This is a genomic window from Bacillus sp. FSL H8-0492 (assembly GCF_038006145.1).
GTDB lineage: Bacteria > Bacillota > Bacilli > Bacillales > Bacillaceae_G > Bacillus_A > Bacillus_A mycoides.
This window is the reverse complement of the sequence record NZ_JBBOUP010000001.1, coordinates 4,342,204-4,368,693: the sequence shown is the minus strand read 5'-3', so window position 1 is coordinate 4,368,693 and position 26,490 is coordinate 4,342,204. Positions and strand designations below refer to the sequence as shown.

Below are 26,490 nucleotides of genomic sequence, written 5' to 3'. Positions count from 1 at the left end.
CCTTCATATTTGCCATGGCCACGGTCCTTTGCTCCATTCCCATGGAGCGTTAGAATAACTATTTCCAAACTGCTGAAGTGGTCCGTATTTTTCTTCAATTTTTTGTTTTAATACTCTTCGTTTATAAGAAAAATCGTTGAATTGATTTATAGCTGCAGTATCGTCGGGATGCGTATCTAAATAGAGAGTAAGTTCAACTAATACAAAGTCTAATTCTTGAAGTTCTTCAATCCATTTGTAATATTCATCAGGCAATGTTTGTGTCACGTCTTTATTCACCGTCCTTTTTTGTAAGGATTTTCATAATAATCATAAAAGGCAGGCCATAAAGTCCCTTTTCTTAAAGCTTCTTTTGGTGTGAATTGGGGTAAATTAGTTGGTTGAAAACCCATATATAAGTGCGGGGGAGTTGAGTAATATTTCTTTCCAATTGGAGGACAAGGATCGTTTGGACCATGATAAGGTATGTAGGATTTCATGAATTTATCCATGTCACAACCCTCCTTTATAAATGAAATATCCATCACTACGTATTATATTCGTACATAATTGCAAATTATGACTCATATAGAAAACTAAGAGGGACAGGGGGAGTACGGATGGAAAGTATTACGACATGCATTGTATTAGAATCTAAAAACTTAAAGGAAACATTATATTTTTATGAAGGAATTTTAGGTTTTAAACCGAGCGAGGAGAGGCCGCAATTACGTGTAACAGGTGTTTGGTATGATATTGGTTCGACGAGAATTTGTTTTGTTGTAAACAGGGGATTGGGAGAGTATAGAGAGACTGTCACATCATCAGCTACAGAGATATTTTTAAGAACCTCAGATATCGAGCGGATAAAGAAAAAATTAGAGTTTTATCATATATCATTTGTGGAAGATTGCTGTGGTGAAGAAGTAAGAATAACTTTCTATGACCCAGATCGTTTTAAACTCCAATTTGTATTAAAAGAGAATACAGAATAGCTTCTTTTGTAATGTAATAATCTTAATGGCGAATGAAAAAAATATTGACAAGCCCCTCCAAATATCTTAATGTGATTGTATAAAATTGTGTATCTAAAGGGGAGTAACTTATTACAGTAAAGTCGTCATTACAGGGAGAAACCCTCGGCTTTATTGGCAACGTTTCGTTGTTAGTGAGACCTTTACCAGCAATGGTAAAGGCCCCTTATTGTCTTTTTAGGACCCTTACCATATTTGGTAGGGTCCTTTTTGTATACAAAGAGAGGAGATAGAAAATGAAAAAACTTTTTAGTAGATTAAGAGTTGTATTTCATGTCCGCCGTTTTGTTCCATTCCTATTTGACTTTTTTACTTCAAAAGAGGTTTCAATAAAGAAGAAAATTTTATCTATTGCTTTTTTAGTTGGTTATGTAGCGATGCCGCTCGATTTAATTCCAGACTTCCTACCGCTCATTGGTATTTTAGATGATATTGGAATTGTGTTATTTATTTTGAACCGAATTGTAAAGATGGCGCCAGTTCAATTACAAGAAAAGCATAACGTAAACGTAGGATAGGAGTTGAAAATATGGAGCAAATTATTTTAGATATAATCGAGTTTTTAAAGCAGTTTTCTTATTTTGGAGTCGTGTTAGCTTTAACTTTTGAGTTTATTCCAGCAGAGGTAGTTTTGCCTATGGTTGGATATTGGGTATACGAGGGTGATATGAATTTTTGGCTAGCTGTATTAGCTGGAACACTAGGGGGAACGACAGGACCATTAACGTTATACGCACTAGGTTATTACGGTGGTCGTCCTCTATTAATAAAATACGGGAAATACTTCTTTATTAAAGAAGAACAAATTCAAAAAGCAGATGATTTCTTTGAGAAATATGGGCCGGTTGTAGCATTTTTAGGACGCTTCATCCCGGGAGTTCGAACGCTTATTTCCGTTCCATGTGGTATGGCGAAAATGAACATATGGAAATTTAGCATATATACATTTGTAGCAATGTTCCCGTTAACGACTTTGTATATTTATTTTGGAATGAAATTAGGTCCGCATTGGGAAAAAGCAGCGGGTGTTGTTGGACAATATATGCTACCGATATTAGCCGTCGTTCTTATTATTGTAGGTGGTATTTTAATCTATAAATTTATGAAAAAACGAAACAGATCGGAATCTATCTAGTCATTGGTAATGGAATTTGCATATTTTTTGAAAATAGATGAATAGTACAGGCAAAAGACTCTGAGGGACATACACATATAGGGAATATAAAAGAGAGAGGGGAAACAACTATGTCTTGTGAGTGCTCAGGGTCAGCATTAACTTGCTGTCCAGATAAAAATTATGTGCAAGATAAAGTGTGTAGTCCGTGGTCTGCTACTGTAGTTGCAACAGCAATTGATAATGTTCTCTATACAAATAATATTAACCAAAACGTAATTGGTACTGGTTTTGTTAAATATGATGTTGGACCAGGCCCGATTACTGTAGAAGTACTTGATTCTGCTGGGGCTACAATTGATACACAAACATTAAACCCAGGAACGAGTATTGCTTTTACGTATCGCCGCTTTGATAGTATACAAGTTGTGTTACCTGCAACACCTGCTGGAACGTATCAGGGAGAATTTTGTATTACAACACGTTATCCACTTTCATAGCAGAATAGGAGAGGATCAAAATGGGAATGAGAAGTTCCGGTTTGTCTTGTTGTTCTAATAAAACGCTTGTACAAGATCAAGTATGTACAGACTGGTCTATTACAGGTGCTGGTACTCAAATTGTATACACGAATAACATTACACAAGAAGTGTACGGTTCAGGTTATGTGAAATATGATGTAGGCGCAAACCCGATCACCGTTGATTTTTTAGTAGGTGCTACAGTAGTTGATACAATTACTGTTCAACCGCAGAGTAGTGGTACTTTTACTGTCCGATATTTTACTACAATTCGAATTACTACGACAGGAACAACTGTTAATCAAGGAGAGTTTTGTATTACAGTACGTTATCCGATTTCATAAAAAAGCATACCGTAATGGTATGCTTTTTTTGCTGAAGAAGTAATGAAATAGTTATTTTATAAACAACATGTAAATTGGCAACAGTACTTGCCTTCTAAATATAGTGAAGGATTACTTTGTATATTGATAATACTGACAGACTGTAAATCTTTTCCTGTGTAAGAAATTGTATTACCAGGAAACACAGTGAAAATATTGGTTACTGCTCCAACGATTTGAATTGTAATTGCTTCGGTGCTGCTAGTACTATTGTAAACCGAGACAGTACCTGATATAAGCAGTATCCCATCACTTTGCCACAGTATCATTGATTGTAGTGCATCTTTGGTAGAGGGAATGGTGTTGTTAGTTATGAGGAAATTCCCTGCAAATTCATTTGTTACTCGCTCACAACTTGGATTTGGAGGAGGGGGCGGTGGACAAGGGTCTGGACAAATGATAGATAAAGGAGCGAAACAGCCAATATTTTTTTTGTTCTTCAATACAACCCCTCCTTTTTAAGTTGTCTTTTACTACTATTAAATGTAGAAGCATGGCCGATGTGTTAAGAAAAGAAGAAAATTTTTAAAATTAAGATTGTCTAATAGGCTTACACAGCTTAACTTATCATTAATGTTATAGAAAAGATTATATGTGAATAGACATGGGAAAAGAATGATCAGACTCTTTTAGACAAAAGGTGGTTGTATACAATAGTAGAAGTAGTGTTGAAGTTAATGAACAATTAACTGTATATTTACAAAAATCTAATAAAATTAATTTGTCATTTAAACGGAGTTAATATGTTTTCGTTACAATAACCCTTGTAATTAATCAATTATTATGAGGAGGATTTACGTGGACAGAACTGTTTTACGAAAAGTAAAAGGCCTTATTGGAGTATTAATGGTGTTTGTATTGGCATTCGTATCATTTCCCTGGAGTACGTCGGTTAAAGCGGAAGAGAAAAAGCAAGAAAAGGCACCAAGTGAGAAGAAAATTGTTTTCCCAGTTGTAAGTGATGTGCATATTAAGAATAGTGGAACAGATGATACGTTTCGTTGGAAACGAGCGATTGAGCAATTTAATACGCTTGCACCAAAGCAAGATGCTTTTGTTATTGTAGGAGATTTTACTGATTCTGGGTCACTGCAGCAATATGATCGTTTCATGCAAGTGTATAACGAAAATGCAAATAAAGATGCGGTACGAATGAATTCTCTAGGTAATCATGATTATTGGAACGGTTTATCTGTAGAGGGAGCGCAGAAGCGTTTCTTAGAAAAGACAGGAATGGAATCGGTTTATTATCATAAGGTGGTAAAAGGGTATCATTTCCTTGTTATGTCTCCAGAGGATGGGACAACACATGGGTATTATTCGGACAAGCAAATTAATTGGTTAAAAGAAGAAATGGCAAAGGCACAAAAAGATGATCCAGAAAAACCGATTTTTGTGTTTTTACATCAACATATTAAAGATACAGTGTACGGTAGCCAAGAATGGGGAACGAAAGATAGTGCGAAAATTAATGCGGTATTAAAAGAATATCCACAAGTAATTACGTTTTCAGGTCATTCACATTATCCGTTAGATGATCCAAGATCGATTCATCAAAAAGATTTTACGTCTGTTGGAACATCTTCTGTAAGTTATATGGAAGTTGAAGGTGGTAAAGTGCAAGGGAATATCCCTTCAGAATCTCGTGCATTAAGCCAAGGCTTATTAGTAGAGGTAGATGATAAGGAAGTAACAATTAATCGTCGTGATTTCCATACGAATTCTTGGACAGGCGAGCCATGGAAAATTCAGTTGCCATCAAAGAAAGAAACATTTACGCATGTAGAAGATCGTGATAAAGAAAAGCCATCTTTTGCAAAAGATGCGAAATTGTCAGTATCAAATGTAACGGAAAATGCAGCAACAGTAACATTCCCGCAAGCGGTGGATAACCTTCTTGTTCATTCTTATCGTGTACAAGCGAAGGATAAGCAAACAGGTGAGATTAAAAATAAGTTATTAGCATTCTCAGAGTTTTATCGTGATCCAGTTCCAAAAGAACTTACATTTACACTTGCAGGATTAGATGGCGGGAAATCATATACACTTGAAGTAGTTGCGATTGATTCATTCGGCAATGAAAGTGTACAACCATTAACGGCAGAAATTACTACGAAAAAAGATAATATTGACCCGAATGTGAAAGTACCAAAGGCAGATGTTTTTGATGTAAACTTTGCAGATGGTACATTTAAAGACAGTTCATCATTTGGTACAAAAGGTGATGTTAAGGGCAATGTGACTATTGAATATGATAAAGCATTGAAAAAGAATGTTATGAAGTTAAACGGAAAAGCAAATACATTTGGATACCTTCCATTTTCAGCAGCACAAAAAGAAAAAGTAGCAAATTCATTTACGTTAGAAACTGTATTTTCAATGAATGAAATTCGCGGACAAGGTATTTTGCAAAATACAGAGAGCGGTGGAATTGGTTTTGAGTCTACAGGAAGTGGCTATGTAGAATTATGGGCTCATATTGGTGGAAGCTATAAACGTGTTGGCGTTCAATTAGAAGCAAACAAAACGTATCATTTAACAGGAACGTATAATGGAAGTGAAGTAGCAATTTATGTAGATGGTAAAAAAGTAAATAGTCAGCCAGCTCAAGGGAAAGTATATCATCCGAACGTACCATTCGCACTTGGTGCAGATCCAGATAGCAACGGAAATGGCGGTATTCCGTTAAATGGACAAATTGCATTAGCAAAATTATATAGTAAAGCATTAAGTTCTTCAGAAGTAGTAGCGGCATATAACGAGTTTTCTACTCGTACAAAATTAGAGCAAGTAAATGCGTTATATGAAGAGAGTGGAAAAGTGAAAGAAGTGTTGGCTGGTACTTATGAATTTGGTGAAAAGCCAGGTCAGTATTCACAAGCAGCTTTTAACGAATTACAAAGAAGTTATGACAATGCAAAGAAAGTGTTTGAGAATATAGCAAGTACAGGAGAACAAATTGTTCAAACGTATAATGAATTAAAAACAGCAAACCAAACATTTGTACAATCAAAGGTAGCAGAAGAACAGCCAAAAACACCGAAAGAAAAATTACAAGTGAATATTGAATCTGCAAAAGCTTTAGTAAAGAAAGCGCAAGATGGAAATGTAACAGACGGTTCTGTTAAATCATTAAGTCAAAAAATCACAGTTGCAGAAGCTGTGTTAAAAGATAAAAATGTAAAAGATGAGTATGTGGAATCAATGAATCGTACGCTAGAGCACGCTATTTCACTTGTTGAAAAAAGCATCAACAAATAAGGTATAAGAAAAAGAAGCTTATCATGATAGGCTTCTTTTTTGTTATACTAAAAGTAGTATAGAAAAAGGGAGCGAATAATTTGGAAGAGAAAAAGCTAAAAAGAATTCTTGAATATGTATGGATCGCCGTTGTGCTCCTTGTAGGATATTATTTATTAAAAGATAAAAGTATATGGATTCTATTTTTAATGACATTTTTATTAGCGGGATTAGGAACGCTATTTATTAACTTTTTCTTTGATAGTGTAAACGCGTGGAGAAAGAAAAAGAAAGAGACGAAGTAAGGGAGAATAAAGTGAAACTTTAATCAGTGGGAGTCTTACTGCCCGGCAAATAGCGGGATAAGTATACAAAAGTTGATCGGTATATTTTTCGTTTTACAATCGTTAATGAAAATAGCTCGCCTTTATTATAGGCGAGCTATTTTTTTATACTTCTTTTTTCTCATCATTTGTTTTTTTAGTAGCTAAATGACTATGTTTTCTAGAGTAGAAGAAGTATACGCATAAACCGACTATAAGCCAAAATGAAAAGCTGATCCATGTCGTTTTGGACAAATTAGTCATTAAATATAAACAACAAAGAATAGCGACAACCGGTAGTGCAGGTACGAGTGGTGTGCGGAAGCCTCGTTTTAAATCAGGATGAGTTTTCCGTAAAATAAGTACAGCAAAGCAAACGAATGTGAAGGCTGTTAACGTACCGATGTTTACTAAATTCGCTAGTAAATGTAGGTCTAAAAGTCCTGCTAATAAAGCTGCAAATACTCCAGTAATCCATGTGTTTAATAAAGGGATTTTTACTTTTTTATTTACGCGTGATAAAGCTTTTGGGAGTAAGCCGTCTCGGCTCATTGCATAAGAAACACGAACTTGTCCATACATAACGACTAAAAGAACGGTTGTCATTCCTGTCATCGCACCTACTGCAAGTAGCCCCGCAATAGTATCTTCACCAACGAAATGTAGTGCAAATGCAACTGGATCAGAAACATCTAATTGTGTATAAGGAACCATACCTGTTAAAACGAAAGATACGATCATGTATAAAACTGTACAAATAAGAAGGGAACCGATAATGCCAATTGGTAAATCACGCTGCGGTTTTTTCGTTTCTTCTGCCGCAGTTGCGATTGCATCAAAACCTAAAAAGGCGAAGAAGACAGTGGCAGCGCCAGTAATAATACCGTCGTACCCGAATGGAATGAACGGTGTCCAATTTTCAGGTTTTACATATTTTGCGCCTGCTACGATAAAGGCGATAATAACTGCTAATTTGATAAGGACCATAACATTATTAATGCGTGCGCTTTCGCGTATACCAAAACTTAAAAGACCAGTAATGAGAAGTAAAATACAAACAGCTGGTAAATCAATGAGACCACCTTTCCCTGTACCAGGGGCCGAGGAAATAATGGTGGGAAGGTGTATATTGAACCCTTGAAGCAATGATTGTAAGTATCCAGACCAGCCAACAGCTACCGCTGCAACAGCGAGTAAATATTCGAGCATTAAACACCAACCAACGATAAAGGCGACGACTTCCCCGACTGTCATGTATGCGTAAGTATACACACTTCCTGAGACAGGAATAGAAGAAGCAAATTCGGCATAACAAAAGGCTACACAAGCACAAGTAAATGCAGCAATAAGGAATGATAGCATAATACCAGGGCCAGAATGTTTTGCCGCTACGATACCTGTTAATACAAAAATCCCTGTCCCAATTACGGCGCCGATTCCTAAAAACGTTAAATCGAGTGCCGTTAATGTTCGATCTAGCTGTCTTGGTGATTCAGTACTAAGTGCTTTTTTTCGTAATAATGACTTCACTTTGAACTCTCCTCCTTTAGTTTTCATTTCCATAACTGCGAATATAGTACGAGCCCATTGGAAAAGAGTATGTAAGTGAATGAAAATACAGTTATGGTATGTAGTTTTTTAAAATTTCTGGGTTAATCTTATTATAATTCAGAATATTTTGTCAAATAAAATTTTAACAAATAAAAAGCCGGTTGTAAGGAGAAACTATGTGCAGAAATAGATGCAGGTTAACAATCAGTAGAGATGAAGAATAATCCACTGATTAAAGTTTTACTTTATTATAGTAGGAGAAGATGTTATGTTATTTTATTTTGAACTTGTCGTCATTTTACTTTGTACGAAATTAGCTGGTGATATTAGCGTTAGACTTGGCCAGCCCTCTGTACTTGGTAAATTAATCGTTGGTATTATTATCGGTCCTGCTGTGCTAGGTATTATTAATAGTTCAGAACTTATTGATGAGCTTAGCGAAATCGGTGTTTTGCTACTTATGTTTATGGCAGGACTCGAAACTGATTTAGAAGAGTTAAATCGTAATTTAAAATCTGCATTCGCAGTAGCGATGGGAGGAATTATTTTCCCATTCCTTGGTGGGTATTTAGCAGGACTTGCGTTTGGAATGTTACAGTCGCATGCGATCTTTTTAGGGTTATTACTTTGTGCCACTTCGGTTAGTATTTCTGTTCAAACATTAAGAGATTTAGGGAAAATGAATACGAGAGAAAGTACGACGATTTTAGGTGCAGCTGTATTTGATGATGTAATTGTCGTTATTTTATTAGCATTTGTGATGAGTTTTTTAGGTACACAAGATGTAAATGTAACGCTAGTCATTGCAAAGAAAATTATCTTTTTTGTAAGTATTGTTTTCATCTCTTGGAAAGTTGTTCCATGGATTATGAAAATGCTCGTACCACTTCGCGTAACAGAAGCATTAATTAGTGCAGCTCTTATTATTTGTTTCTCTTTTTCGTATTACAGTGAACTGATGGGGATTGCAGGTATTATTGGAGCATTCGCAGCTGGAATTGCCATTTCTCAAACAGAGTATAAGCATGAAGTGGAACATAAAATTGAACCAATTGCTTATGCAATATTTGTTCCAGTGTTCTTCGTAAGTATCGGAATGGAAATTACATTTCAAGGTATAGGAAGCCAGCTTTGGTTCATTATCATCATGACTCTTATTGCGATATTCACAAAGTTAATCGGATCAGGTTTAGGCGCAAGACTGACAGGATTCAACCTTCAATCTTCTATTAGTATCGGTGCGGGAATGGTTTCGCGCGGAGAAGTGGCGCTTATCATCGCAGCAAATGGACTTGCGGCGAATTTGTTAGCGAAAGAAAATTTCACAGCGATTGTCATTGTTGTTATATTGACGACAATTATTACGCCGCCGCTTTTGAAGAAGTATTTTGTATAGAGAGGAAGGGCTTATCTGATGTAGGTAAGCTCTTTTTTTATTGCAAAATGCAGTGGTCATGTAGCATGAATGGATTGTAATTATGATAAAATCTATGTATGTGATATGACAAGGAGAGGGAAGTGTGAAGATTACAAAGGGGAAAGTTATAGGTGTAATCATACTTATTGCACTATGTATACCATTTACTGCATGGAAAGAGTCGAAAGTGAAAAATTTTCCAATTTCTATTTTTTCTTCCTATGTAGAAGACGAAAATCCGAAAGACTATAAGTACACTGCTTTTGTACCTGACTTTGCAATTTGGATACATGGATGGGAAAAACAGCGATCTGAAGGTGAAATAACGTCATATAAAAAAGGGGATCGAACTGTAATTGTTCACCATCCACCTGGCAATGATGGTTTTTATCTATATGATACAAATGATATTAGAGAATATACGCAACCATAAGAAGTGGAGGTTAAATAGTGAAAGCTTCAACATTACTATTTAAAATTGAAAGTAATATGGATCAATTTTCACCAGCCGAAAAGAAGGTTGCCATGTACATAATGGAGAATGCAGAAATTGTTCCGAACTTAACGACGAAAGAAGTGTCAACGAATGCAGGCGCAAGTGAGGCAAGTGTTGTTCGCTTTTGTAAGTCGATTGGGATTGGGAGCTTTAAATCATTTAAAATCGCGCTCGTTCGTGAATTAACGATTGCTGATTATAATATTAATGATTTTTCAGTGATGAATACGGAAGATGGACCGTACGATTTGTTTAATAAAGTTACATATGTGAATAAAGCTGCAATTGAGGCGAGCGTTACTGCGATAGATAAAAAGGAACTTGAGAAAGCTGCAGATCGTATTGTAAATGCAGATAAAATTATATTTTACGGAGTAGGCGGATCAGCTACTCCGGCGATGGACGGGGCTTATAAATTTACAAGGCTCGGGTTTACAGCGATGATGCTATCTGATTTTCATATGATGTTGCCGCTTGTGACGAATTTAAAAGAGGGCGATATATTTGTTGCGATTTCAACTTCTGGTCGTACGAAAGATGTACTTGAAATGGCACAATATGCGAAGAAGCGAGGAGCTACAGTTATTGCGATTACGAAGCTAGACCAATCATCTCCTTTATATAAAGCGGCAGATATTCGCCTTTGTATGCCGGATGTAGAGCAAGACCATCGCATTGCGAGTATTGCTTCGAGAATGACGCAACTGAATATGATTGATGCTTTATATGTGATTACTTTCAATCGAATTGGTAATAAAGTATTAGATCAATTTATGGAGACGAGAGAAGAAGCATTACGGTTACGGAAATTGAAGTAGAAGAAAAGATGGGGAGACTCATCTTTTTTATTATCTTGGACACAAATATGTCATGTTGTGAAATTTTATTTCATAAAATAAGAAAGAGTTATTGATTTTTAGTTTCTTAAAGTTATAATAAAAGTGTGAAATATAATTTCGAAGAGGGTGGCAATATGTTAGAGAATTTATCGACAGAACACCGTAATGAGAAAACGATGAATCTAGATGAGATGAGTATAAAAGAAGTTTTACAAAGTATGAATGAAGAAGATCGAACTGTTGCGTTAGCAGTTGAAAATGAAATAGAAGAAATTGAAAAGGTTGTACAAATTGTTACTAAGTCTTTTGAAGAAGAAGGCCGTTTAATTTATATTGGGGCTGGTACGAGTGGCCGTTTAGGCATTTTAGACGCAGTAGAATGTCCCCCGACATTTGGAACAGATGATAACATGGTTCAAGGATTTATAGCAGGTGGATTGAAAGCGTTTACTAAGGCGGTGGAAGGTGCCGAAGATCGTGAAGAGTTAGCAAAAGAAGATTTAAAAAGTATTGGATTAAACGAGAAAGATACGGTTATTGGAATTGCAGCAAGTGGTAGAACACCCTATGTAATTGGCGGATTGAAATATGCAAGTAGCATGGGAGCAAGTACAGCTAGTATTTCCTGTAATAAAAATGCTGAAATAAGTAAATATGCAAAACTAAATGTGGAAGTGGAAACAGGCGCAGAAATATTAACAGGCTCAACACGGTTGAAGGCTGGCACAGCGCAAAAGTTAGTACTCAATATGATTTCTACAGCGTCTATGATTGGTGTAGGGAAAGTATATAAAAACTTAATGGTAGATGTTCAATCTACAAATGAAAAATTGGTAGAACGCTCAAAACGAATTATTGTTGAAGCGACAGGCGCTAGTTATGAAGTAGCTACAGAGTGTTATGAGAAAGCAGATCGAAATGTGAAAGCTGCAATCGTTATGATATTACTACAGTGTGAATATGGGGAAGCACTAGAAAAATTAAAAGGTGCGAAAGGATTTGTGAAGAAAGCACTTTAAACTTTGGGGAGGGGGATTCTATTATGAAGAAAGAAGAGAGAATGGCCAAAGAAATTTCAGAGCAGCTTGGGGGAGTAAAAAATATTCGTGGCATTGCTCATTGTATGACGAGGTTACGATTAACGCTTCATGATGAAAGTAAAGTGAACATGGACCTTTTAAAAAAGGTTGAAGGTGTTATGGGCGTTATTGAAGATGAAACACTTCAAGTTGTTGTTGGACCAGGGACAGTAAATAAAGTAGCAGCTGAGATGGAAGGTTTAACGGGACTGCGAATTGGTGAGGTGGCAGATCACCACCTTGAAGATCTTGGGCAAGAGATGAAGTCAGAGATTAAGAAGAAAAATAATACACCAGTGAAAAACTTTTTAAGAAAAATAGGAAGTATTTTCATTCCGCTAATTCCGGGGCTTGTTGCGTCAGGAATTATAAATGGAGTTGCTAACTTCGCAAAAAACGCAGGTGCTGATCCGAATGCAACATGGCTACAAATGTTACTACTTATTGGCGGCGGTATCTTTACATTTTTAGGGATTTTAGTCGGTTGGAATACAGCGAAAGAATTTGGCGGGACACCAGTTCTTGGAGCGATTGCGGGTATTTTAATTTTCAATCCAGCGATGGCAAATGTGAAATTATTTGGTGAAGCAATGGTACCCGGGCGGGGCGGATTGTTTGCAGTTATTTTTGCAGCATGGCTTATGGTAGTAGTTGAGAGAAGAGTACGAAAAGCAGTGCCGAATGCAGTTGATATTATTGTAACACCGCTTATTACTGTATTAGCTGTAAGTATAGTAACGATGTTAGCGATTCAGCCAGTAGCAGGCTTCTTATCTGATGGTATTACAAGCGGTATTAATGCAATTTTAAATGTTGGCGGAGCATTTGCTGGAGCTGTGCTTGCCGGAACATTTTTACCTCTCGTAATGGTCGGATTACATCACGGTTTAACACCGATTCATATGGAATTTATTAATCAAACGCACGTAACGCCTTTATTACCAGTACTCGCAATGGCTGGCGCTGGGCAAGTAGGAGCAGCAATTGCGATTTATGTGAAAACAAAAAATAAACGCCTTCGTAATGTGATTAAAGGTGGATTACCAGTAGGATTTTTAGGAATTGGCGAACCGCTATTATACGGGGTTACATTGCCACTTGGGAAACCGTTTATTACTGCTTGTTTAGGAGCGGCTGTCGGTGGTGCATTCCAAGCTGTTATGAAAACGGCTTCACTCGGAATAGGTGTATCAGGATTATCATTAATTCCGTTAATTGCTGATAATAAATATTTATTATATTTCCTTGGATTAGTAGTTGCATATATTTTCGGATTCATCTTTACGTACTTCTTCGGCTTTAAAGAAGAAATGGCAGAAAACATATAGAGAAAGGGATTCCTTTCTCTTTTTTTATATTAATAGAAGGAGAGATTTATATGATAGGAGTTTCAATTTATCTTTCAAAAGAGCGAGTAGAGAAACAAGAAGCATGGTTAAAACTAGCGAAAGAAAACGGATTTTCATCTATTTTTACATCTCTTCACATTCCAGAAGATGATCCGAATACGTATAAGGAGTTAATTCAAATACTTGGGAAACAAGCTCTCGAAAATGAAATGGAATTAATGGTTGATGTCTCTCCAAAATCGTTAAACCATTTAGGGATGACTTATGAAAATGTGGAAGAGTTATTAGACTTTGGCATTACGGGTTTACGAATGGATTACGGTATTACGCCAAAAGAAATCGCACGTGTATCTCATAAGATGAAGGTAGCTTTAAATGCGAGTACGATTACAGAATCATTTTGGAAAGAGCTACTTGCGGAAAATATACGAGTAGATCGAGTAGAAGCGTGGCATAATTTTTATCCGCGTCCAGAAACAGGACTAGCAAAGTCGTTTTTGCAAAAACAAAATAAATATTTACATGAGTGCGGAATAAAAACGATGGCGTTTATTCCGGGAGATGGTGAAAAACGCGGTCCGTTATATGAGGGTTTACCAACTTTAGAAAAGCACCGCTATATGCGCCCGCTTCAAGCATATTTAGAACTTGTGCAAGATTGTGCTGTTGATAAAGTTTTAATTGGCGATATAAGCGGGAGTTTAGAAAGTGTACAAGAAATAGCAAGTGCGAGTAGAGGGATTATTCCGCTGGGATATGAGCCATTTATAAATGAAAATGAAGTATTAAAAGTGGTAGAGAAAGTGCATACGAATAGATTAGATCCAGCACGTGATGTCATTCGCTCTGTAGAATCAAGAGAAGAAAATAAAGTTGCATTACAACCGATGAATACAATTTCAAGAAAACGAGGCAGTCTTACAATTGATAATGAATTGTACGGTAGATATGCTGGGGAGATGCAAGTTGCTGTAAATGATTTACCTGTAGATGAGAAAGTGAATGTTGTCGGAATGGTTGTGGAAGAGGACGTACCGTTATTGCCTTATATTGGTGCTGGAAAAAAGTTTCAACTTTTTCTGTGTGATAAAGTAAAAGCTTGAATTAGCGCTATTTTATAAAAGACATTATTCGTAAAACGGATAATGTTTTTTGTTTTCTTTAAAAAAAGCATTTGACGAATGAAAAGAAATACCGTATTGTTTTGTCTTGTGAATAAATGTTCACCATAACAAAACAAAGAAGGAGAGTTCAAAATGAATCAATATATTGGGAATTTAATTATTCGTATCGTGTTAGGAGTGACATTCTTTGCACACGGTTTAGCAAAGTTTCAATCAGGTATAGATAACGTAGCAGGATGGTTTACAAGCATCGGTTTACCAGGTGGTCTTGCATATGGCGTAGCAACAGTTGAATTAGTTGGTGGTATATTATTAATTATCGGTTTAGGCGTGAGGTATGTAGGATTGTTATTCGCTCTTATTTTGGCTGGAGCTATCGTAAAGGTAAATGGAGCAGCAGGTTTATTAGGGGATGGAAAGAATCCAGGGTATGAATTAGATCTTGCATTATTAGCAATGGGTGCGTATTTATTTGTTGTAAAAGCAGAAGGATATGTAGATCGTTTCTTAAAAGAGAAAGTAATGAAAACGAAGTAAATTTTATTTTTTTAGTGTTGACTTGATGACTTGGTGTAACTATAATGATTACACCAAGTCGATTAGTAATAAAATGATTCGTATATTTTTTTATTCTAGTTGTAACTAACTTAGTTACAACTAGAATAAAGCTTAAAGAATAAAGGAATATAAAAGAGTAAATAAAAAGTGGAGGAAATAACATGTCAAAATTACATTTAGAGGTTTTTACAGGATCTGAGCAAGCATTTCAAGTTACATCCACAATTGTATACGGAGAAAAAGATGCAATTCTTATCGATGCACAATTTTTATTAAGTGATGCGCACCGTTTAGCAGCTCAAATTATTGAAACAGGAAAGAATTTAACTCATATTTATGTGACTCATTTCCATCCAGATCACTATTTTGGATTAAATGTATTACATGAAGCATTTCCAGAAGCGAAGATTGTTGCATTACGGAATACTGTTGAAGATATTCGTAACACATTTGAGAAGAAAGTGGAACAGTGGAAACCATCTATTGGGCATAATGTTCCTCATCAACCAATTGTTCCAGAGGAATTAACAGAAGAGAAATTGATTTTAGAGGGAAATGATTTAATCATTAAAGGTAGTTTGCAAGGTGATACACCGAATAATAGTTATGTATGGATTCCATCATTAAAAGCCGTTGTTACAGGCGATATCGTTTATAACAATACTTTCGTATGGACGTTAGAAACAGATGCTGAAGCTCGTCATAAATGGTTAGAAACATTAAGTGAACTTGAAAATCTTCATCCTGAAATTGTTGTAGCGGGTCATCGTGATTATGACGTACCAAATACAGCAGACGCGATTAAACATACTCGTAAATATTTAGTTGCATTTGATGAAGTTCTTGCAGGAAATCCTTCAAGTGAAGAAATTCAGACGGCAATAAAGGAACGATTCCCGCGCGTTAAAGCGTTAGAAATTGGACTTGTTTTAGCGGCAAATGCATTTGGGGTGAAAAAATAATGGTACAAAAAACAAATTTAGAAATTGTTCGAAGCACATATGAAGGACCATCTTCTTCAAATGCAAAACATTTAGCGGAAGCTCTCTCTGAAAAAGTAGAGTGGACAGAGGCAGCAGGTTTTCCGTACGGCGGAACGTATATAGGTACAGAAGCTATAATGGAAAATGTATTTAGTCGTTTAGGATCAGAATGGGATGATTATAAAGCGAGTGTAAATACGTACCATGAAGTAAACGGAAAAGATGTGATTATTGCTGAAGGTGTTTACTCAGGAGTTTATAAAGAGACGGGAAAATCATTTGAGGCGGAATTTGTTCATGTATGGCAGCTTGAAAATGGAAAAATCGTGAAATTTAAGCAATATGTGGACAGTTACATTGTACGAGAAGCGATGAAGGCTTAAAATAAAATAAGGAAACAAATGGAATCGACTATGTGCAGGCGATTCCATTTGTTTATGTAATTATTAGGGGGAATGGGGAGTACATAATATGAAAAAATGGATAATAGGGACAATTACAATGATTGTAATTGCGGTAGGAGCTGTATTCGGTGTTACTAAACTTCTTAATTATATAGAGGAGGAGGAGAAGAGCCTTAAAGTACAAAAAGTAATGGATCAACAAGGGAAGAAAGCAAAGGAAGAGAAGCAACAAGCTAGTGAAGATGAAATTATTTCTACAATGCATAGGATGGTACATCAAAAAGTGAAATCCTCTGATAAATGGGGATTTATCGAAATGACAAATAAGGAAATTCGTAGTGCGAAGAACGCAGTAGAAAGCAGTACAAATTTTAAATATAAAGCAAAGCTACTTTCTACTTTAGAGCGCTGGGAGAAAGGGGATTTTTCACAAACGGTTGAGGATCATAACTTTTTGTGGGAAATTCAAGGTGGTGATACCGGAAAGGCAACAGAACGTTTATCGCCAGAAGAAGAAAAACAGTATGTGAAAGAAATGAAAGGTAAATAAAAACATCGCCACTCTGGTGGTGATGTTTTTTCATTAAGAATGCTTTCGTACTAAAGCTCTAGTCGTCTGAGGAGAAACAGTTTTAAAATGAGAGAATAAATAGCACCCTGTAACGACGATAATTGTCCCGAAAATTTGAGTCCATGTTAGTTCTTCTCCAAGGAAAATAAATGCTAAAATAGCTGTGAAAATTGGATTGAAATTTAGAAAAACGCCCGATGTAGTAGCTCCTAATTTCTGTACACCAATGTTCCAAAATACCATACAAAGGACCGTTGAAACGAGTCCTGTATATAAAAGTGATGTTATGAAGGAAGAATTAATATTGGAAACAGTGAAGCTTCCTATGTTAAATGGAAGCAATAAAATGACGCCGAAAATACCAGAATATAACGTCGCCATTAGCGGTGTAACTGTTTTTGTCGCCCATTTACTAGAAACAGAATAAATACCCCAAATACATACTGCCGCCATCATCCATAAATCTCCGCTATTAAAATGTAGTGAAAATAAAAGTGCGAAATTTCCTTTTAAAAGGACGAGCATAACCCCGAAAAATGAAAGAATCATAGAAAGAATTTGAAGCATATTTACTTTTTCTTTTAGAAACAGCACAGAAAATAATGCAATTGAAATAGCGTTCAATGTAGAAATAAGACCTACATTCGTTGCGGATGTTTTTTCTAGTGCTAAAAATTGAAAAATGTTGAAAAGGGCGACGCCTGTAATTCCCATAATTACTAACGGGATTATAGCAGCACGCGGTGGAATAATTTTCTTCTCTTTAAACCATACGAGTGGTAATAAACAAACAATCGCAATCATCCATCTTAAACTTGTCAGTGTCATCGGAGACGCATGATCGACAAGTGATTTCCCAACGACAAAATTTCCTCCCCATAATAAGCTTGTTAATAATAGTAAAAAGACGTAAAAATAAGGCATACTAAAAACCCCTTTGTTGAAATAAGAATGAACTTGTAAATAATTTTAGCATTTTTCTTTATTATCTAATATATTCTTTTGTATAATGGTAAAAACTCGATAAAATGTTTCGTTAGAAATCTTATTTACAGAAAAACATTCAGTTTTATATAAGTTATGAGATGTTTCTTCGAATAATCGTCGGTAAGAAAAAAGGGGGAATTTTGATGGAGTCATCTGTTATTAAAGTGCTTGATGATTTGGATGTGAAAATTTTAGATATATTGCAGAAGGAGTCACAAGTAAGTAATGCAGAACTAGCACGCCGCGTTAATTTATCACCAGCTGCGATGCATGCAAGAATAAAAAGATTAGACGGGGAAGGATTCATTGATAAGCAAGTAGCAATTTTAAATCAAGAAAAGCTTGGATTTGATTTATTATGTTTCATTTTTATGAGCACGAATATTCATCAGTATGAAAAGCTTGAAGTGTTAGAACGAGAATTAGAATCTATGCCTGAAGTGTTAGAATGTCACTGTTTAACAGGAGAGTATGATTATTTATTAAAAGTTGCAAATCGTGATCGTAAGGAACTGGAGCATTTTATTAGGAAACTAAATAAATTAGGGATTACACGTATACAGACGAGTTTAGCACTTCGTGAAATTAAATATTCGACGGTATTGCCGATACGAAATGAGGAACCGAGCATCGATTAAGTTGCTTGGTTTTTTGTTTATGTAAAGTGAAACTTTAATCAGTGGGGGTTTTGTTCATCCACCACTGATTATTAGCCTTCACCAATCGGGCGTTTAGGGGCAGCCCGACTCCCACCTACCTTCTTTGCTTCAGCCGAATTTTGAGGTGGGAGTCTTACTGCCCGTTAATGCGGGATAAAATTCAGAAAAGTGATTGACGGAGAGAAAAGAGAGATGTATTATTATATGAAATTATGAATTAAAATTCATATAATGTTATAAATATTAATGCTGGGGGCAAGGGGATATAATATGAAAATCTTTAATGCGGTTACAAGTGATGTGAAAGAAATTTATAATCTCATTGAAATGTATGCAAAAGAAGGAGTTGTTTTGCCGCGTTCTCTTTTGTCTCTCTATCAATATTTACAATGTTTATATGTTATGAAAGAAGGGGAGGAAGTCGTTGGAGTTGCTGGTTTGCATGTGTTAGGAGAGGATCTCGCAGAAGTACGATCGTTAGTAGTTTCGCATACATATGCAGGAAAAGGGATAGGGCGTAAGTTAGTGAATCATGTAATGAATGAGGCGGCAAAGATAAAAGTGAACAGGGTAATTTCTTTAACATATGAAACAGAATTTTTTCAAAAGTGCGGGTTTGATTTTGTGAATAGACAAGCATTGCCAGAAAAAGTGTGGATTGATTGTAGACATTGTCCAAAAGTTGATTATTGTGATGAGGTGGCGATGATACGGTATGTGGGGTGAAATTTTTAGAGAGAAAAAAGACCCACTATTATTTAAGAAATAGTGGGTATCTATATTTTAATCAGAAATGAGATGTTGTTAAGAATTTGAATTCGTTTGTCTCACTGCAAAATTAAAAATGGGATTTTTAAGCTCATAGTTATAAGTAGAACCATCGACAAGTCCTACAACTTTATCGCTATCATAAAGGTCGAGCATAAATTGTGCCATTTGTTTTGCAGTGTGGAATTTTGGTACAACATTATCGTATTGGAATTCATCAATATCAAATGAACGTTTTGCGAATTCTGTTTCAGTTGCAGCAGGAGCTAAAACTTTTGCTTGTAGTTTTGCACCTTGTTCTTTCAGTTCGTGAGATAGTCCTTCTGTAAATGCACTTACATAAAATTTCGTAGCGCAATACGTAACAGCATTGGCAACAATCGTATATCCACCGCCTGATGAAACGTTAATAAGCTGTGTTCCTTCGGTCATTGAATAATCTCGAACGAAAAGGGAAGATAGTATTGTTAGTGCTTCTATATTTACATGCAACATCGTTTCTATCTTGTTTAAATTTTGTTCAGCAATTGAGGCGAAATTACCAAAACCTGCGTTGTTAATCCACGTTTCAATTTGAAAACTTTGTAGACCTTCATAAAATTTATAAACTTCTTCAGTGACTGATAAATCAGTTCTTCGAATGACAACATCCAATTCCGGATGCATTTCGTTAATTTTCAATTTTAATTCTTCTAATTCTGCTTGTCTTCGAGCTACAAGTATTAAGTTTTTTCCGCGAGATGCAAAGGCTAAAGCGGATTCATAGCCAATTCCTGAACTAGCACCAGTAATAACAGTATATTTCATATAAAAGCCTCCTAAATTCAAATTAATTTATCATGGTTAGATTGTATTTGTTAGAGTATACTCTAAGTCAAATGTTTTTTATAATTTGGATAAGGCAGTAAAATATATGAGAGTAAATGGCGTGCGGAGGGAGAATGGTTATGTACACAATTAGCGAGGTAGCTAAATTATTAGGAGTGAGCACACATACATTACGTTATTATGAAAAGGAGAACATATTAATTGCAAATCGCGATGCAAATGGGAATAGATTGTATGAAGAGTCACATATAAAGTGGTTGCAGTTTGTAATGAAATTAAAACAAACACAAATGCCGATAGCGAAAATAAGAGAATATGCTAGATTATATTTAGAAGGGGAGCATACAACCGAAGCTCGTTTACAGCTCTTAGAAGATCATAGGAAATCTATTCAGATTCAAAGAGAAAATTTAGAAGTTACAGAGAAGATGCTCGAAAATAAAATTATTGCATACAAAGACTCGTTGAAAAGTAAATAGCGTACAAAATATTTCGTTCTTTGTTGCATGTTGAAAAGGGAGTACAGGTCTTTGTTTTGAAATTTATCTATGAGTATTTAATTATAATGTGCCGATAAATTAAAAAAGAGCAGTTAGCTAAAAGCAACTGCTCGATTCAAAGGGATCTCCAAGGGGGGAATGGAGAAAATATTATGTTACTACCATTATTGACAGATTATTAAGAAATATACATGTGGATTTAAGAAATTTAAAATATTTTTTGGTTAATAGAATCCGGGTGTTGACACTTTATCAATTGGTCATGTAGAATATTTATGAATGACATTCAGTCATTTTTTCTGTGAAAGGGTGTAGATAAGTAACTTTTATATGTAGTTAGCTTAATAACGGAACAAATATAAGGATAAATGAGGATGATATTGGTTTTTTAAATAGTAGTTAGCGTGAGATTATATTTTTTAAATTAAAAATGACTGACGGTCAGTCAGTAAATAATAGAAGGTGAGAGATATGAAAAATAAAGCTTGGTTATATGTCATATTAACATGTATCTTTGAAATTTTTTGGGTGTTTGGTTTTAATACAGCTCATACTTGGTGGCATTGGGTCATTATTGTAGGAGTTATCGCTGTTGATTTTTACTTCCTATCGAAAGCGTGCGAACATCTTGCAACAGGGACTGTATATGCTGTGTTTGCCGGAGCTGGTACGGTAGGTACTTTCCTAATGGATGTATTCCTTTTCGGCGGCAGTTTCAGTGTAGGAAAACTATTCTTTATCGTGATGGTCGTAGCGGGCGTTATCGGTTTAAAACTGGCTGATAATAAAGAAGAAACCGCGGAAGAAATTGTGAAAGGAGCTGCTTAAAAATGGGTTGGTTTTTCGTATTTTTTGCTGCAATTAGTGAAATAGTCGGTGTGATAGGCCTTAAAATGTATAGTAAAGATAAGACGTTAGCAAATGGAGCGATTTATATAGGTGGATTTGCAACTTCCTTTGCATTCTTATACACATCTTTCTTGTTCTTACAAGTAAGTGTAGCTTATGCGGTTTGGATTGGCATTGGAACAGCAGGAGCTGTTTTATTAAATATGTTTCTGTTTGGTGAATCGAAAAGTAAGGCACGTTTGATTAGTGTAGCTCTTATCGTATGTGGAGTTACGGGATTAAAGGCTCTTTCATAAGAAAAGGATATTAAAGTTAAATCTCCTAACGATTTGTTGGGAGATTTTTATTATGAAAAGTGCACGATGATTGACAGTACAGCTAGTTATTTTATAAAATGAGTGACAGTCATTCAATACGCGTGTGAAAGGGTTTAGATGATGAATAAAAAAGAAAAAATTGTCTATGCAGCTATTGAAGTGTTTCAGGAAAAGGGCGTTGAAAAAACGAAGATTTCTGATATCGTGAAATTGGCTGGCATTGCACAAGGAACTTTCTATTTATATTTTCCTTCTAAGTTATCTGTTGTGCCTGCAATAGCAGAAGTGATGGTTGAGAAGATGATACTTGCAGTGAAAGAAAAAGTACAGAACGATTCACCTTTTTCAAGTAAAGTTGAGCAAGTAATAGATGCAGTATTTACCTTTATAGCTGAATATCGTGAAATACAAGCATTAATGTATGCGGGCCTTGCATCAACTGAACATATAAAAGAATGGGAAGCTGTGTATGAGCCTCTTTATATATGGCTAAGTGACTTTTTAAGTGAGGCAAAAGAATCAGGTGAAATTCGTGATTCGGTTCACGCAGAGCGAACAGCGAAGTTATTTATCGCTCTTGTTGAATCAGCAGCGGAACAAGTTTATTTATATGATCATAAAGATGATGAGCAAGTCGAGCTACAAAAGGCAGAAGTACTAGATTTTTTAACACATGCACTACATATAAAGTGAAACTTTAATCAGTGGGAGGGTTCATCCCCACTGATTATTAGTTGAACCAATCGGGCATTTAAGGGCAGTTATCTCCCACCTAACTTCCTCGCATTCGCTGAATTTTGAGGTGGGAGTCTTACTGCCCGTTAATGCGGGATAAAGAAGTAGTAAGATGAACCTGTCTGAAAAGGTAGGTTCATTTCTGCGGGAAACTGAATGATAGTCATTCACCCTGTGTTTATGTATGTGTGGAAGGATAGAGTGAAATTCTAATGAGTGGGGACATCTTTACTCAGTATGAGCCCACAAATAGCAGGATAAAGAAAAAGCTTCTTGGGCATTATTTTTGAGAGGAACTACGGGAAGAGGTGTTAAAAATTGAAGAAACCGATAAAAGAACAAAAGATGGTATTGATCATTCTTTTGAGTAATATATTTATCGCTTTTTTAGGGATTGGATTAATCATTCCGGTTATGCCATCCTTTATGAATGATATGAATTTAACAGGAAAGACGATGGGTTATCTCGTTGCAGTGTTTGCAATGGCGCAGCTTATTACTTCACCTATTACGGGTCGTTGGGTCGATCTTTACGGTAGGAAGAAAATGATAATCATTGGATTATTTATTTTTGGTGTTTCAGAGCTTCTTTTTGGATTAGGTACAGATGTGTGGATGCTTTATGCAGCGAGGGTGTTAGGTGGAATTAGTGCTGCATTTATTATGCCGGGTGTTACGGCATATGTTGCGGATATTACATCTATTCAAGAACGTCCAAAGGCGATGGGCTATCTTTCAGCAGCTATCAGCACTGGATTTATTATAGGGCCTGGAATCGGCGGATTTATTGCAGAATACGGTATACGTGTGCCGTTCTTTGTGGCAGCAGTGATTGCCTTTATAGCATGTGTGATTTCCATCTTTATTTTAAAAGAACCGTTAACGAAAGAGCAAATTGCAGAGATTTCTGCTAATACGAAGGAATCAAGCTTTATCGGGGATTTAAAGAAATCATTAAATCCAATGTATGCAATCGCATTTATTATTGTATTTGTACTCGCATTCGGATTATCGGCATATGAAACTGTGTTTAGTCTGTTTTCTGATCATAAATTTGGTTTCACACCGAAAGATATTGCTGCAATTATTACGATTAGCTCCATCTTTGGGGTAGTTGTGCAAGTATTTATGTTTGGCAAATTGGTTGACATGTTCGGTGAGAAAGTATTAATTCAAATATGTTTAATTGTAGGTGCAGTATTAGCATTCGTCTCAACTGTAGTCTTTAATTATTGGAGTGTACTTCTCGTTACTTGCTTTATTTTCCTAGCATTTGATTTACTTCGTCCAGCTTTAACGACGTTTTTATCAAAAGCAGCTGGAAAAGAGCAAGGATTCGTTGCTGGTATGAACTCAACGTATACGAGTTTAGGAAATATCGCAGGACCAGCGATGGGCGGAATATTATTTGATATAAACATTAATTATCCATATGCATTTTCAGGTGTTGTTTTAATCGTTGGTCTCGGCATTACATTTATGTGGAGAGAGAAACAACTAGCTCAAAGTTTTGCGAAGTAATGTAGTGAATAAAGAAAAGCCTCTTACTATTTTTATGGTAAGGGGCTTTTCGTTTATAAACTTAATCCAAACCGCTTTAATTCAATAAATATCCCCTCTAATTGCTTTCCTTTATCCGTTAACGTGTACTCTACGCGAGGTGGAACCTCTGGATATACTTTTCGCGTTATAATCCCTTGCGTTTCCAATTCTTTTAGGCGAAGCGATAAAGTTTTCGGACTAATCCCATCCATTGATTTTTGTAAATTACTAAAGCGTAAAGTTCCTTCGATAAGAAGGTCACGAATGATTAAAAACGTCCATTTTGTACTAATTACGTCAAGCGTTTTAGCGATAGGACAAGGTATACCAGGTAAACCTTTCGTTAATACAACTGGATCTATATTGCTCATGGAAATAGCCTCCATAAAAATTTTTCGGATGAATTTTCCTTATCGTATCACAAAACTATCTTTTTGGTAACTATATGAAAAAAATACCACTACTTCCATAAAGGAAGTTAGTGCATATACAATAGCAATACGAAATACAAAGGGTTTGTATGAGAAGGAGGTGATTTCCATGAGTATAAAAAAGTTGTTTGGGTTCTTTAGTTTTTTTGTCATTTGTATTGTGCTTGTAGCATGTAGTGTTGAGCAAAAAAATGAAATTCAGTTATTAAAGGAAATGCCGAAGCCAAAAGCAATGACAATTGATTCTTCATTAAGTAAAAAGGAAGCGACAGAAATCGTGCATGCAGCTCAGCGTTTTTATGCATTTTGGGATACAGGTAAAGAGGAGCTTATTCCGCAGACGGTTACTGAAAATTTTTTCGATAACACACTGCCGAAAGGTCGACCACAAGGCACTGAAGGATTAAAGCTTGCGGCGCAAAACTTTCGTAAAGTAGTTCCTGATATACATTGCGAGATTGAAGATTTATTAGTGGTTAGTGATAAAGTAACAGCTCGTCTTTCTTTTACAGGAACTCATAATGATAAGAAAATCAATTTTTTTGCAATTGATATTTTGCATGTGAAAGACGGAAAGATAACGGAAGATTGGCATTTAGAAGATAATCTTACGCTGAAGCAGCAACTGGGGTTAATAGCTGAGGAATAAAATAAGGGAGAGAAAAGTGATGAAAAATATATTTATTATAAATGGACATGAAAAATACGGTACGAAAGAAGGTCGATTAAATAGAACGTTAGTTGATTATATGATAACTGTATTAAGTGAGAATCATTATGTGAAAACAACGACGATTCAAGATGGATATAGTATGAAAGAAGAACAAGATAAATTTCTATGGGCTGATGTTGTAATTTATCAAACACCTATTTACTGGTTTAGTGTACCGGGATTATTTAAAACATATATGGATGAAGTGTATGAATACGGTTTGTTCTTTAAAGGTGCAGATGAATATGGAACAGGTGGTTTATTAAAAGAGAAGCAGTATATATTTTCTACAACTTGGAATGCACCTGAAAAAGCATTCGGAGATAAGACGAAGTTCTTTGAAGGAGAAAGTTTAGAATCAGCACTTAGTCATTTACATCGTGTGCAGAAGTTTCTTGGTATGAGTCCGTTAAAGAGCTTTGCTTGTTATGATGTGGTGAAAAATCCGGATATTGAGAAATTTTTGATGGACTTGAAGAATCATTTGGCTGAGGTAATTTAATAGTAGTTTGCATCTTTGTGCGTAAAAAGGTTCATCTTTAAACATGTAAAAGAAGGTACTACTAAGGAGGTAGTACCTTCTCTTGCATTCATAAAAATTTCTTAGTTTTTCTTAGCTTAAAGTCTTCATAAGCGGAATTTAACCTTTTATGAAATACGTTGAAAATCTTTACTCATACAGGACTGTTTTAGTTTTTTTGATTTGACTAAATGTTTAATATCAGAGATGTTATCGTATGAAAGCTGAGTATGATAATAGTTAATGTACTCAAATAATGCAAAAATATAAATAAATAGAGTGAATGATAGCCCACCTAAAGGTAAGTGGGGATACCAAATTACAAAATCAATAGTAAACGTAATAAATCCCGTGATAAGTAATGCTATATTTATCTTTTTAAGTATTTTTAAATATTGAATCATCCTAATGGGTGTAACAGATGTTTTCTCTTTTTTTAGTCGTTTCCACTTTACGTACCAGTAAAGTGTTCCTTGTAATAAGATAAACTCTAAAAGAAGAAATGAGATCCAAAAAGAATATAAGGAATATAAATGTAACGTAGGATAAGCATAATTAAGTAAGTAACTTGTGAAAATAAAAGTAATGACTGAAAATAACTCACCTGTGTATAGATAGGAAAGCCTTTTTTCTAGGTTGCTTTTCATGGTTCTTCTCCTTTTATAAAAAACTTCACA

The 26,490-nt window shown here is 35.5% G+C and carries 34 protein-coding genes; 26 read left to right on the top strand and 8 right to left on the bottom strand.

Annotation, left to right across the window (positions count from 1 at the left end; genetic code table 11):
* Positions 1-3 precede the first annotated feature (3 nt).
* Positions 4-267, bottom strand: coding sequence for a spore coat protein CotJB (locus MHH66_RS22410; protein ID WP_002140482.1), 264 nt, complete (start codon positions 265-267; stop codon positions 4-6).
* An 8-nt stretch (positions 268-275) separates the two neighbouring features.
* Positions 276-491 carry a spore coat associated protein CotJA gene (locus MHH66_RS22405; protein WP_000357172.1) on the bottom strand — a complete coding sequence of 72 codons (216 nt, stop codon included), beginning with the start codon at positions 489-491 and terminating at the stop codon, positions 276-278.
* Between the two features lie 108 nt (positions 492-599).
* Here MHH66_RS22405 and MHH66_RS22400 point away from each other — a divergent pair, with 108 nt between their 5' ends.
* The 5 genes from MHH66_RS22400 to MHH66_RS22380 all read left to right on the top strand — a co-directional run bounded on the left by MHH66_RS22400 (position 600) and on the right by MHH66_RS22380 (position 2,992).
* Positions 600-974: a VOC family protein gene (locus MHH66_RS22400; RefSeq protein ID WP_002063930.1), complete on the top strand. Its 375-nt coding sequence runs from the start codon at positions 600-602 to the stop codon at positions 972-974.
* Between the two features lie 275 nt (positions 975-1,249).
* Positions 1,250-1,531, top strand: a complete 282-nt coding sequence (locus MHH66_RS22395) for a YkvA family protein (protein ID WP_078184513.1) — start codon at positions 1,250-1,252, stop codon at positions 1,529-1,531.
* Positions 1,532-1,542: 11 nt separating this feature from the next.
* Entirely contained in the window at positions 1,543-2,148 is a 606-nt protein-coding gene (locus tag MHH66_RS22390) for a DedA family protein (RefSeq protein WP_002134575.1), read from the top strand.
* A 110-nt stretch (positions 2,149-2,258) separates the two neighbouring features.
* Positions 2,259-2,627 carry a DUF3992 domain-containing protein gene (locus MHH66_RS22385; RefSeq protein ID WP_063219330.1) on the top strand — a complete coding sequence of 123 codons (369 nt, stop codon included), beginning with the start codon at positions 2,259-2,261 and terminating at the stop codon, positions 2,625-2,627.
* Between the two features lie 20 nt (positions 2,628-2,647).
* A complete protein-coding gene (locus tag MHH66_RS22380; protein ID WP_078184514.1) occupies positions 2,648-2,992 on the top strand; it encodes a DUF3992 domain-containing protein in 345 nt (114 codons plus the stop codon).
* Between the two features lie 56 nt (positions 2,993-3,048).
* Here the strand turns inward: MHH66_RS22380 and MHH66_RS22375 are convergent, their stop codons facing one another.
* Complete coding sequence (locus MHH66_RS22375; RefSeq protein WP_078184515.1) at positions 3,049-3,474, bottom strand: S-Ena type endospore appendage; 426 nt, start codon at positions 3,472-3,474, stop codon at positions 3,049-3,051.
* 355 nt (positions 3,475-3,829) lie between these two features.
* Here MHH66_RS22375 and MHH66_RS22370 point away from each other — a divergent pair, with 355 nt between their 5' ends.
* Together MHH66_RS22370 and MHH66_RS22365 are read left to right on the top strand one after the other, a co-directional pair.
* Positions 3,830-6,292: a LamG-like jellyroll fold domain-containing protein gene (locus MHH66_RS22370; RefSeq protein ID WP_078184516.1), complete on the top strand. Its 2,463-nt coding sequence runs from the start codon at positions 3,830-3,832 to the stop codon at positions 6,290-6,292.
* Between the two features lie 80 nt (positions 6,293-6,372).
* Complete coding sequence (locus tag MHH66_RS22365) at positions 6,373-6,576, top strand: hypothetical protein (RefSeq protein WP_000391506.1); 204 nt, start codon at positions 6,373-6,375, stop codon at positions 6,574-6,576.
* A gap of 144 nt (positions 6,577-6,720) precedes the next feature.
* Here MHH66_RS22365 and MHH66_RS22360 read toward each other — a convergent pair whose 3' ends face one another.
* Entirely contained in the window at positions 6,721-8,124 is a 1,404-nt protein-coding gene (locus MHH66_RS22360; RefSeq protein WP_002029953.1) for an amino acid permease, read from the bottom strand.
* Positions 8,125-8,413: 289 nt separating this feature from the next.
* On the opposite strand from MHH66_RS22360, the gene MHH66_RS22355 reads away from it, so the two are divergent.
* From MHH66_RS22355 to MHH66_RS22310, 10 genes are all read left to right on the top strand, one after another.
* Positions 8,414-9,541: a cation:proton antiporter gene (locus MHH66_RS22355; RefSeq protein ID WP_078184517.1), complete on the top strand. Its 1,128-nt coding sequence runs from the start codon at positions 8,414-8,416 to the stop codon at positions 9,539-9,541.
* 124 nt (positions 9,542-9,665) lie between these two features.
* A complete protein-coding gene (locus MHH66_RS22350; protein ID WP_078178214.1) occupies positions 9,666-9,995 on the top strand; it encodes an outer surface protein in 330 nt (109 codons plus the stop codon).
* A 17-nt stretch (positions 9,996-10,012) separates the two neighbouring features.
* Positions 10,013-10,876, top strand: a complete 864-nt coding sequence (locus MHH66_RS22345; protein ID WP_002010793.1) for a MurR/RpiR family transcriptional regulator — start codon at positions 10,013-10,015, stop codon at positions 10,874-10,876.
* A gap of 155 nt (positions 10,877-11,031) precedes the next feature.
* Positions 11,032-11,916: an N-acetylmuramic acid 6-phosphate etherase gene (murQ, locus tag MHH66_RS22340; protein WP_002125454.1), complete on the top strand. Its 885-nt coding sequence runs from the start codon at positions 11,032-11,034 to the stop codon at positions 11,914-11,916.
* A gap of 23 nt (positions 11,917-11,939) precedes the next feature.
* Positions 11,940-13,304, top strand: coding sequence for a PTS transporter subunit EIIC (locus MHH66_RS22335; protein ID WP_063219326.1), 1,365 nt, complete (start codon positions 11,940-11,942; stop codon positions 13,302-13,304).
* 50 nt (positions 13,305-13,354) lie between these two features.
* Positions 13,355-14,428, top strand: a complete 1,074-nt coding sequence (locus tag MHH66_RS22330; protein WP_078184518.1) for a DUF871 domain-containing protein — start codon at positions 13,355-13,357, stop codon at positions 14,426-14,428.
* Between the two features lie 153 nt (positions 14,429-14,581).
* The gene (locus MHH66_RS22325) at positions 14,582-14,986 is read left to right on the top strand and encodes a DoxX family protein (protein ID WP_001077748.1); all 405 of its coding nucleotides are present in this window, start codon (positions 14,582-14,584) and stop codon (positions 14,984-14,986) included.
* A gap of 182 nt (positions 14,987-15,168) precedes the next feature.
* Complete coding sequence (locus tag MHH66_RS22320; RefSeq protein WP_078184519.1) at positions 15,169-15,969, top strand: MBL fold metallo-hydrolase; 801 nt, start codon at positions 15,169-15,171, stop codon at positions 15,967-15,969.
* Positions 15,969-16,373, top strand: a complete 405-nt coding sequence (locus MHH66_RS22315; protein WP_078184520.1) for a nuclear transport factor 2 family protein — start codon at positions 15,969-15,971, stop codon at positions 16,371-16,373. Before MHH66_RS22320 ends, MHH66_RS22315 begins: the two co-directional genes overlap by 1 nt.
* Positions 16,374-16,461: 88 nt before the next feature.
* Positions 16,462-16,944, top strand: a complete 483-nt coding sequence (locus MHH66_RS22310; RefSeq protein WP_002063949.1) for a PRK06770 family protein — start codon at positions 16,462-16,464, stop codon at positions 16,942-16,944.
* Positions 16,945-16,977: 33 nt separating this feature from the next.
* Here MHH66_RS22310 and MHH66_RS22305 read toward each other — a convergent pair whose 3' ends face one another.
* Positions 16,978-17,889 carry a DMT family transporter gene (locus tag MHH66_RS22305; protein ID WP_078184521.1) on the bottom strand — a complete coding sequence of 304 codons (912 nt, stop codon included), beginning with the start codon at positions 17,887-17,889 and terminating at the stop codon, positions 16,978-16,980.
* A gap of 206 nt (positions 17,890-18,095) precedes the next feature.
* Here MHH66_RS22305 and MHH66_RS22300 point away from each other — a divergent pair, with 206 nt between their 5' ends.
* Positions 18,096-18,590, top strand: a complete 495-nt coding sequence (locus MHH66_RS22300) for an Lrp/AsnC family transcriptional regulator (protein ID WP_063219320.1) — start codon at positions 18,096-18,098, stop codon at positions 18,588-18,590.
* A gap of 291 nt (positions 18,591-18,881) precedes the next feature.
* Positions 18,882-19,337, top strand: a complete 456-nt coding sequence (locus MHH66_RS22295; RefSeq protein WP_063219319.1) for an N-acetyltransferase — start codon at positions 18,882-18,884, stop codon at positions 19,335-19,337.
* Between the two features lie 78 nt (positions 19,338-19,415).
* On the opposite strand, the gene MHH66_RS22290 is transcribed toward MHH66_RS22295, so the two are convergent.
* Positions 19,416-20,186: an SDR family NAD(P)-dependent oxidoreductase gene (locus MHH66_RS22290; RefSeq protein ID WP_063219318.1), complete on the bottom strand. Its 771-nt coding sequence runs from the start codon at positions 20,184-20,186 to the stop codon at positions 19,416-19,418.
* A gap of 140 nt (positions 20,187-20,326) precedes the next feature.
* Here MHH66_RS22290 and MHH66_RS22285 point away from each other — a divergent pair, with 140 nt between their 5' ends.
* From MHH66_RS22285 to MHH66_RS22265, 5 genes are all read left to right on the top strand, one after another.
* Entirely contained in the window at positions 20,327-20,686 is a 360-nt protein-coding gene (locus tag MHH66_RS22285) for a MerR family transcriptional regulator (protein ID WP_002188427.1), read from the top strand.
* A gap of 492 nt (positions 20,687-21,178) precedes the next feature.
* Positions 21,179-21,535 (top strand): DMT family transporter, encoded by a 357-nt coding sequence (locus MHH66_RS22280; RefSeq protein WP_002134594.1) that lies wholly within the window; start codon positions 21,179-21,181, stop codon positions 21,533-21,535.
* 2 nt (positions 21,536-21,537) lie between these two features.
* Complete coding sequence (locus MHH66_RS22275) at positions 21,538-21,852, top strand: DMT family transporter (RefSeq protein ID WP_063219317.1); 315 nt, start codon at positions 21,538-21,540, stop codon at positions 21,850-21,852.
* Positions 21,853-21,990: 138 nt separating this feature from the next.
* Complete coding sequence (locus MHH66_RS22270; protein ID WP_078184522.1) at positions 21,991-22,566, top strand: TetR family transcriptional regulator; 576 nt, start codon at positions 21,991-21,993, stop codon at positions 22,564-22,566.
* A 360-nt stretch (positions 22,567-22,926) separates the two neighbouring features.
* The gene (locus tag MHH66_RS22265; protein ID WP_078184524.1) at positions 22,927-24,129 is read left to right on the top strand and encodes an MFS transporter; all 1,203 of its coding nucleotides are present in this window, start codon (positions 22,927-22,929) and stop codon (positions 24,127-24,129) included.
* Between the two features lie 53 nt (positions 24,130-24,182).
* On the opposite strand, the gene MHH66_RS22260 is transcribed toward MHH66_RS22265, so the two are convergent.
* Positions 24,183-24,521, bottom strand: a complete 339-nt coding sequence (locus tag MHH66_RS22260; RefSeq protein WP_002087382.1) for a winged helix-turn-helix transcriptional regulator — start codon at positions 24,519-24,521, stop codon at positions 24,183-24,185.
* A gap of 169 nt (positions 24,522-24,690) precedes the next feature.
* Here MHH66_RS22260 and MHH66_RS22255 point away from each other — a divergent pair, with 169 nt between their 5' ends.
* Positions 24,691-25,230 (top strand): ester cyclase, encoded by a 540-nt coding sequence (locus MHH66_RS22255; protein ID WP_063219315.1) that lies wholly within the window; start codon positions 24,691-24,693, stop codon positions 25,228-25,230.
* Between the two features lie 19 nt (positions 25,231-25,249).
* Complete coding sequence (locus MHH66_RS22250; RefSeq protein WP_078184525.1) at positions 25,250-25,795, top strand: NAD(P)H-dependent oxidoreductase; 546 nt, start codon at positions 25,250-25,252, stop codon at positions 25,793-25,795.
* Positions 25,796-25,941: 146 nt separating this feature from the next.
* Here MHH66_RS22250 and MHH66_RS22245 read toward each other — a convergent pair whose 3' ends face one another.
* Positions 25,942-26,460, bottom strand: a complete 519-nt coding sequence (locus MHH66_RS22245; protein WP_078184526.1) for a general stress protein — start codon at positions 26,458-26,460, stop codon at positions 25,942-25,944.
* Positions 26,461-26,490 lie beyond the last annotated feature (30 nt).

Coding starts and splice junctions, on each gene's coding strand:
- MHH66_RS22245 (WP_078184526.1), bottom strand. CDS start 26,460: ATGAAAAGCAACCTAGAAAAAAGGCTTTCCTATCTATACACAGGTGAG.
- MHH66_RS22395 (WP_078184513.1), top strand. CDS start 1,250: ATGAAAAAACTTTTTAGTAGATTAAGAGTTGTATTTCATGTCCGCCGT.
- MHH66_RS22305 (WP_078184521.1), bottom strand. CDS start 17,889: ATGCCTTATTTTTACGTCTTTTTACTATTATTAACAAGCTTATTATGG.
- MHH66_RS22315 (WP_078184520.1), top strand. CDS start 15,969: ATGGTACAAAAAACAAATTTAGAAATTGTTCGAAGCACATATGAAGGA.
- MHH66_RS22385 (WP_063219330.1), top strand. CDS start 2,259: ATGTCTTGTGAGTGCTCAGGGTCAGCATTAACTTGCTGTCCAGATAAA.
- MHH66_RS22270 (WP_078184522.1), top strand. CDS start 21,991: ATGATGAATAAAAAAGAAAAAATTGTCTATGCAGCTATTGAAGTGTTT.
- MHH66_RS22280 (WP_002134594.1), top strand. CDS start 21,179: ATGAAAAATAAAGCTTGGTTATATGTCATATTAACATGTATCTTTGAA.
- MHH66_RS22260 (WP_002087382.1), bottom strand. CDS start 24,521: ATGAGCAATATAGATCCAGTTGTATTAACGAAAGGTTTACCTGGTATA.
- MHH66_RS22250 (WP_078184525.1), top strand. CDS start 25,250: ATGAAAAATATATTTATTATAAATGGACATGAAAAATACGGTACGAAA.
- murQ (WP_002125454.1), top strand. CDS start 11,032: ATGTTAGAGAATTTATCGACAGAACACCGTAATGAGAAAACGATGAAT.
- MHH66_RS22310 (WP_002063949.1), top strand. CDS start 16,462: ATGAAAAAATGGATAATAGGGACAATTACAATGATTGTAATTGCGGTA.
- MHH66_RS22330 (WP_078184518.1), top strand. CDS start 13,355: ATGATAGGAGTTTCAATTTATCTTTCAAAAGAGCGAGTAGAGAAACAA.
- MHH66_RS22295 (WP_063219319.1), top strand. CDS start 18,882: ATGAAAATCTTTAATGCGGTTACAAGTGATGTGAAAGAAATTTATAAT.
- MHH66_RS22380 (WP_078184514.1), top strand. CDS start 2,648: ATGGGAATGAGAAGTTCCGGTTTGTCTTGTTGTTCTAATAAAACGCTT.
- MHH66_RS22255 (WP_063219315.1), top strand. CDS start 24,691: ATGAGTATAAAAAAGTTGTTTGGGTTCTTTAGTTTTTTTGTCATTTGT.
- MHH66_RS22390 (WP_002134575.1), top strand. CDS start 1,543: ATGGAGCAAATTATTTTAGATATAATCGAGTTTTTAAAGCAGTTTTCT.
- MHH66_RS22405 (WP_000357172.1), bottom strand. CDS start 491: ATGGATAAATTCATGAAATCCTACATACCTTATCATGGTCCAAACGAT.
- MHH66_RS22275 (WP_063219317.1), top strand. CDS start 21,538: ATGGGTTGGTTTTTCGTATTTTTTGCTGCAATTAGTGAAATAGTCGGT.
- MHH66_RS22300 (WP_063219320.1), top strand. CDS start 18,096: ATGGAGTCATCTGTTATTAAAGTGCTTGATGATTTGGATGTGAAAATT.
- MHH66_RS22325 (WP_001077748.1), top strand. CDS start 14,582: ATGAATCAATATATTGGGAATTTAATTATTCGTATCGTGTTAGGAGTG.
- MHH66_RS22290 (WP_063219318.1), bottom strand. CDS start 20,186: ATGAAATATACTGTTATTACTGGTGCTAGTTCAGGAATTGGCTATGAA.
- MHH66_RS22285 (WP_002188427.1), top strand. CDS start 20,327: ATGTACACAATTAGCGAGGTAGCTAAATTATTAGGAGTGAGCACACAT.
- MHH66_RS22355 (WP_078184517.1), top strand. CDS start 8,414: ATGTTATTTTATTTTGAACTTGTCGTCATTTTACTTTGTACGAAATTA.
- MHH66_RS22335 (WP_063219326.1), top strand. CDS start 11,940: ATGAAGAAAGAAGAGAGAATGGCCAAAGAAATTTCAGAGCAGCTTGGG.
- MHH66_RS22320 (WP_078184519.1), top strand. CDS start 15,169: ATGTCAAAATTACATTTAGAGGTTTTTACAGGATCTGAGCAAGCATTT.
- MHH66_RS22400 (WP_002063930.1), top strand. CDS start 600: ATGGAAAGTATTACGACATGCATTGTATTAGAATCTAAAAACTTAAAG.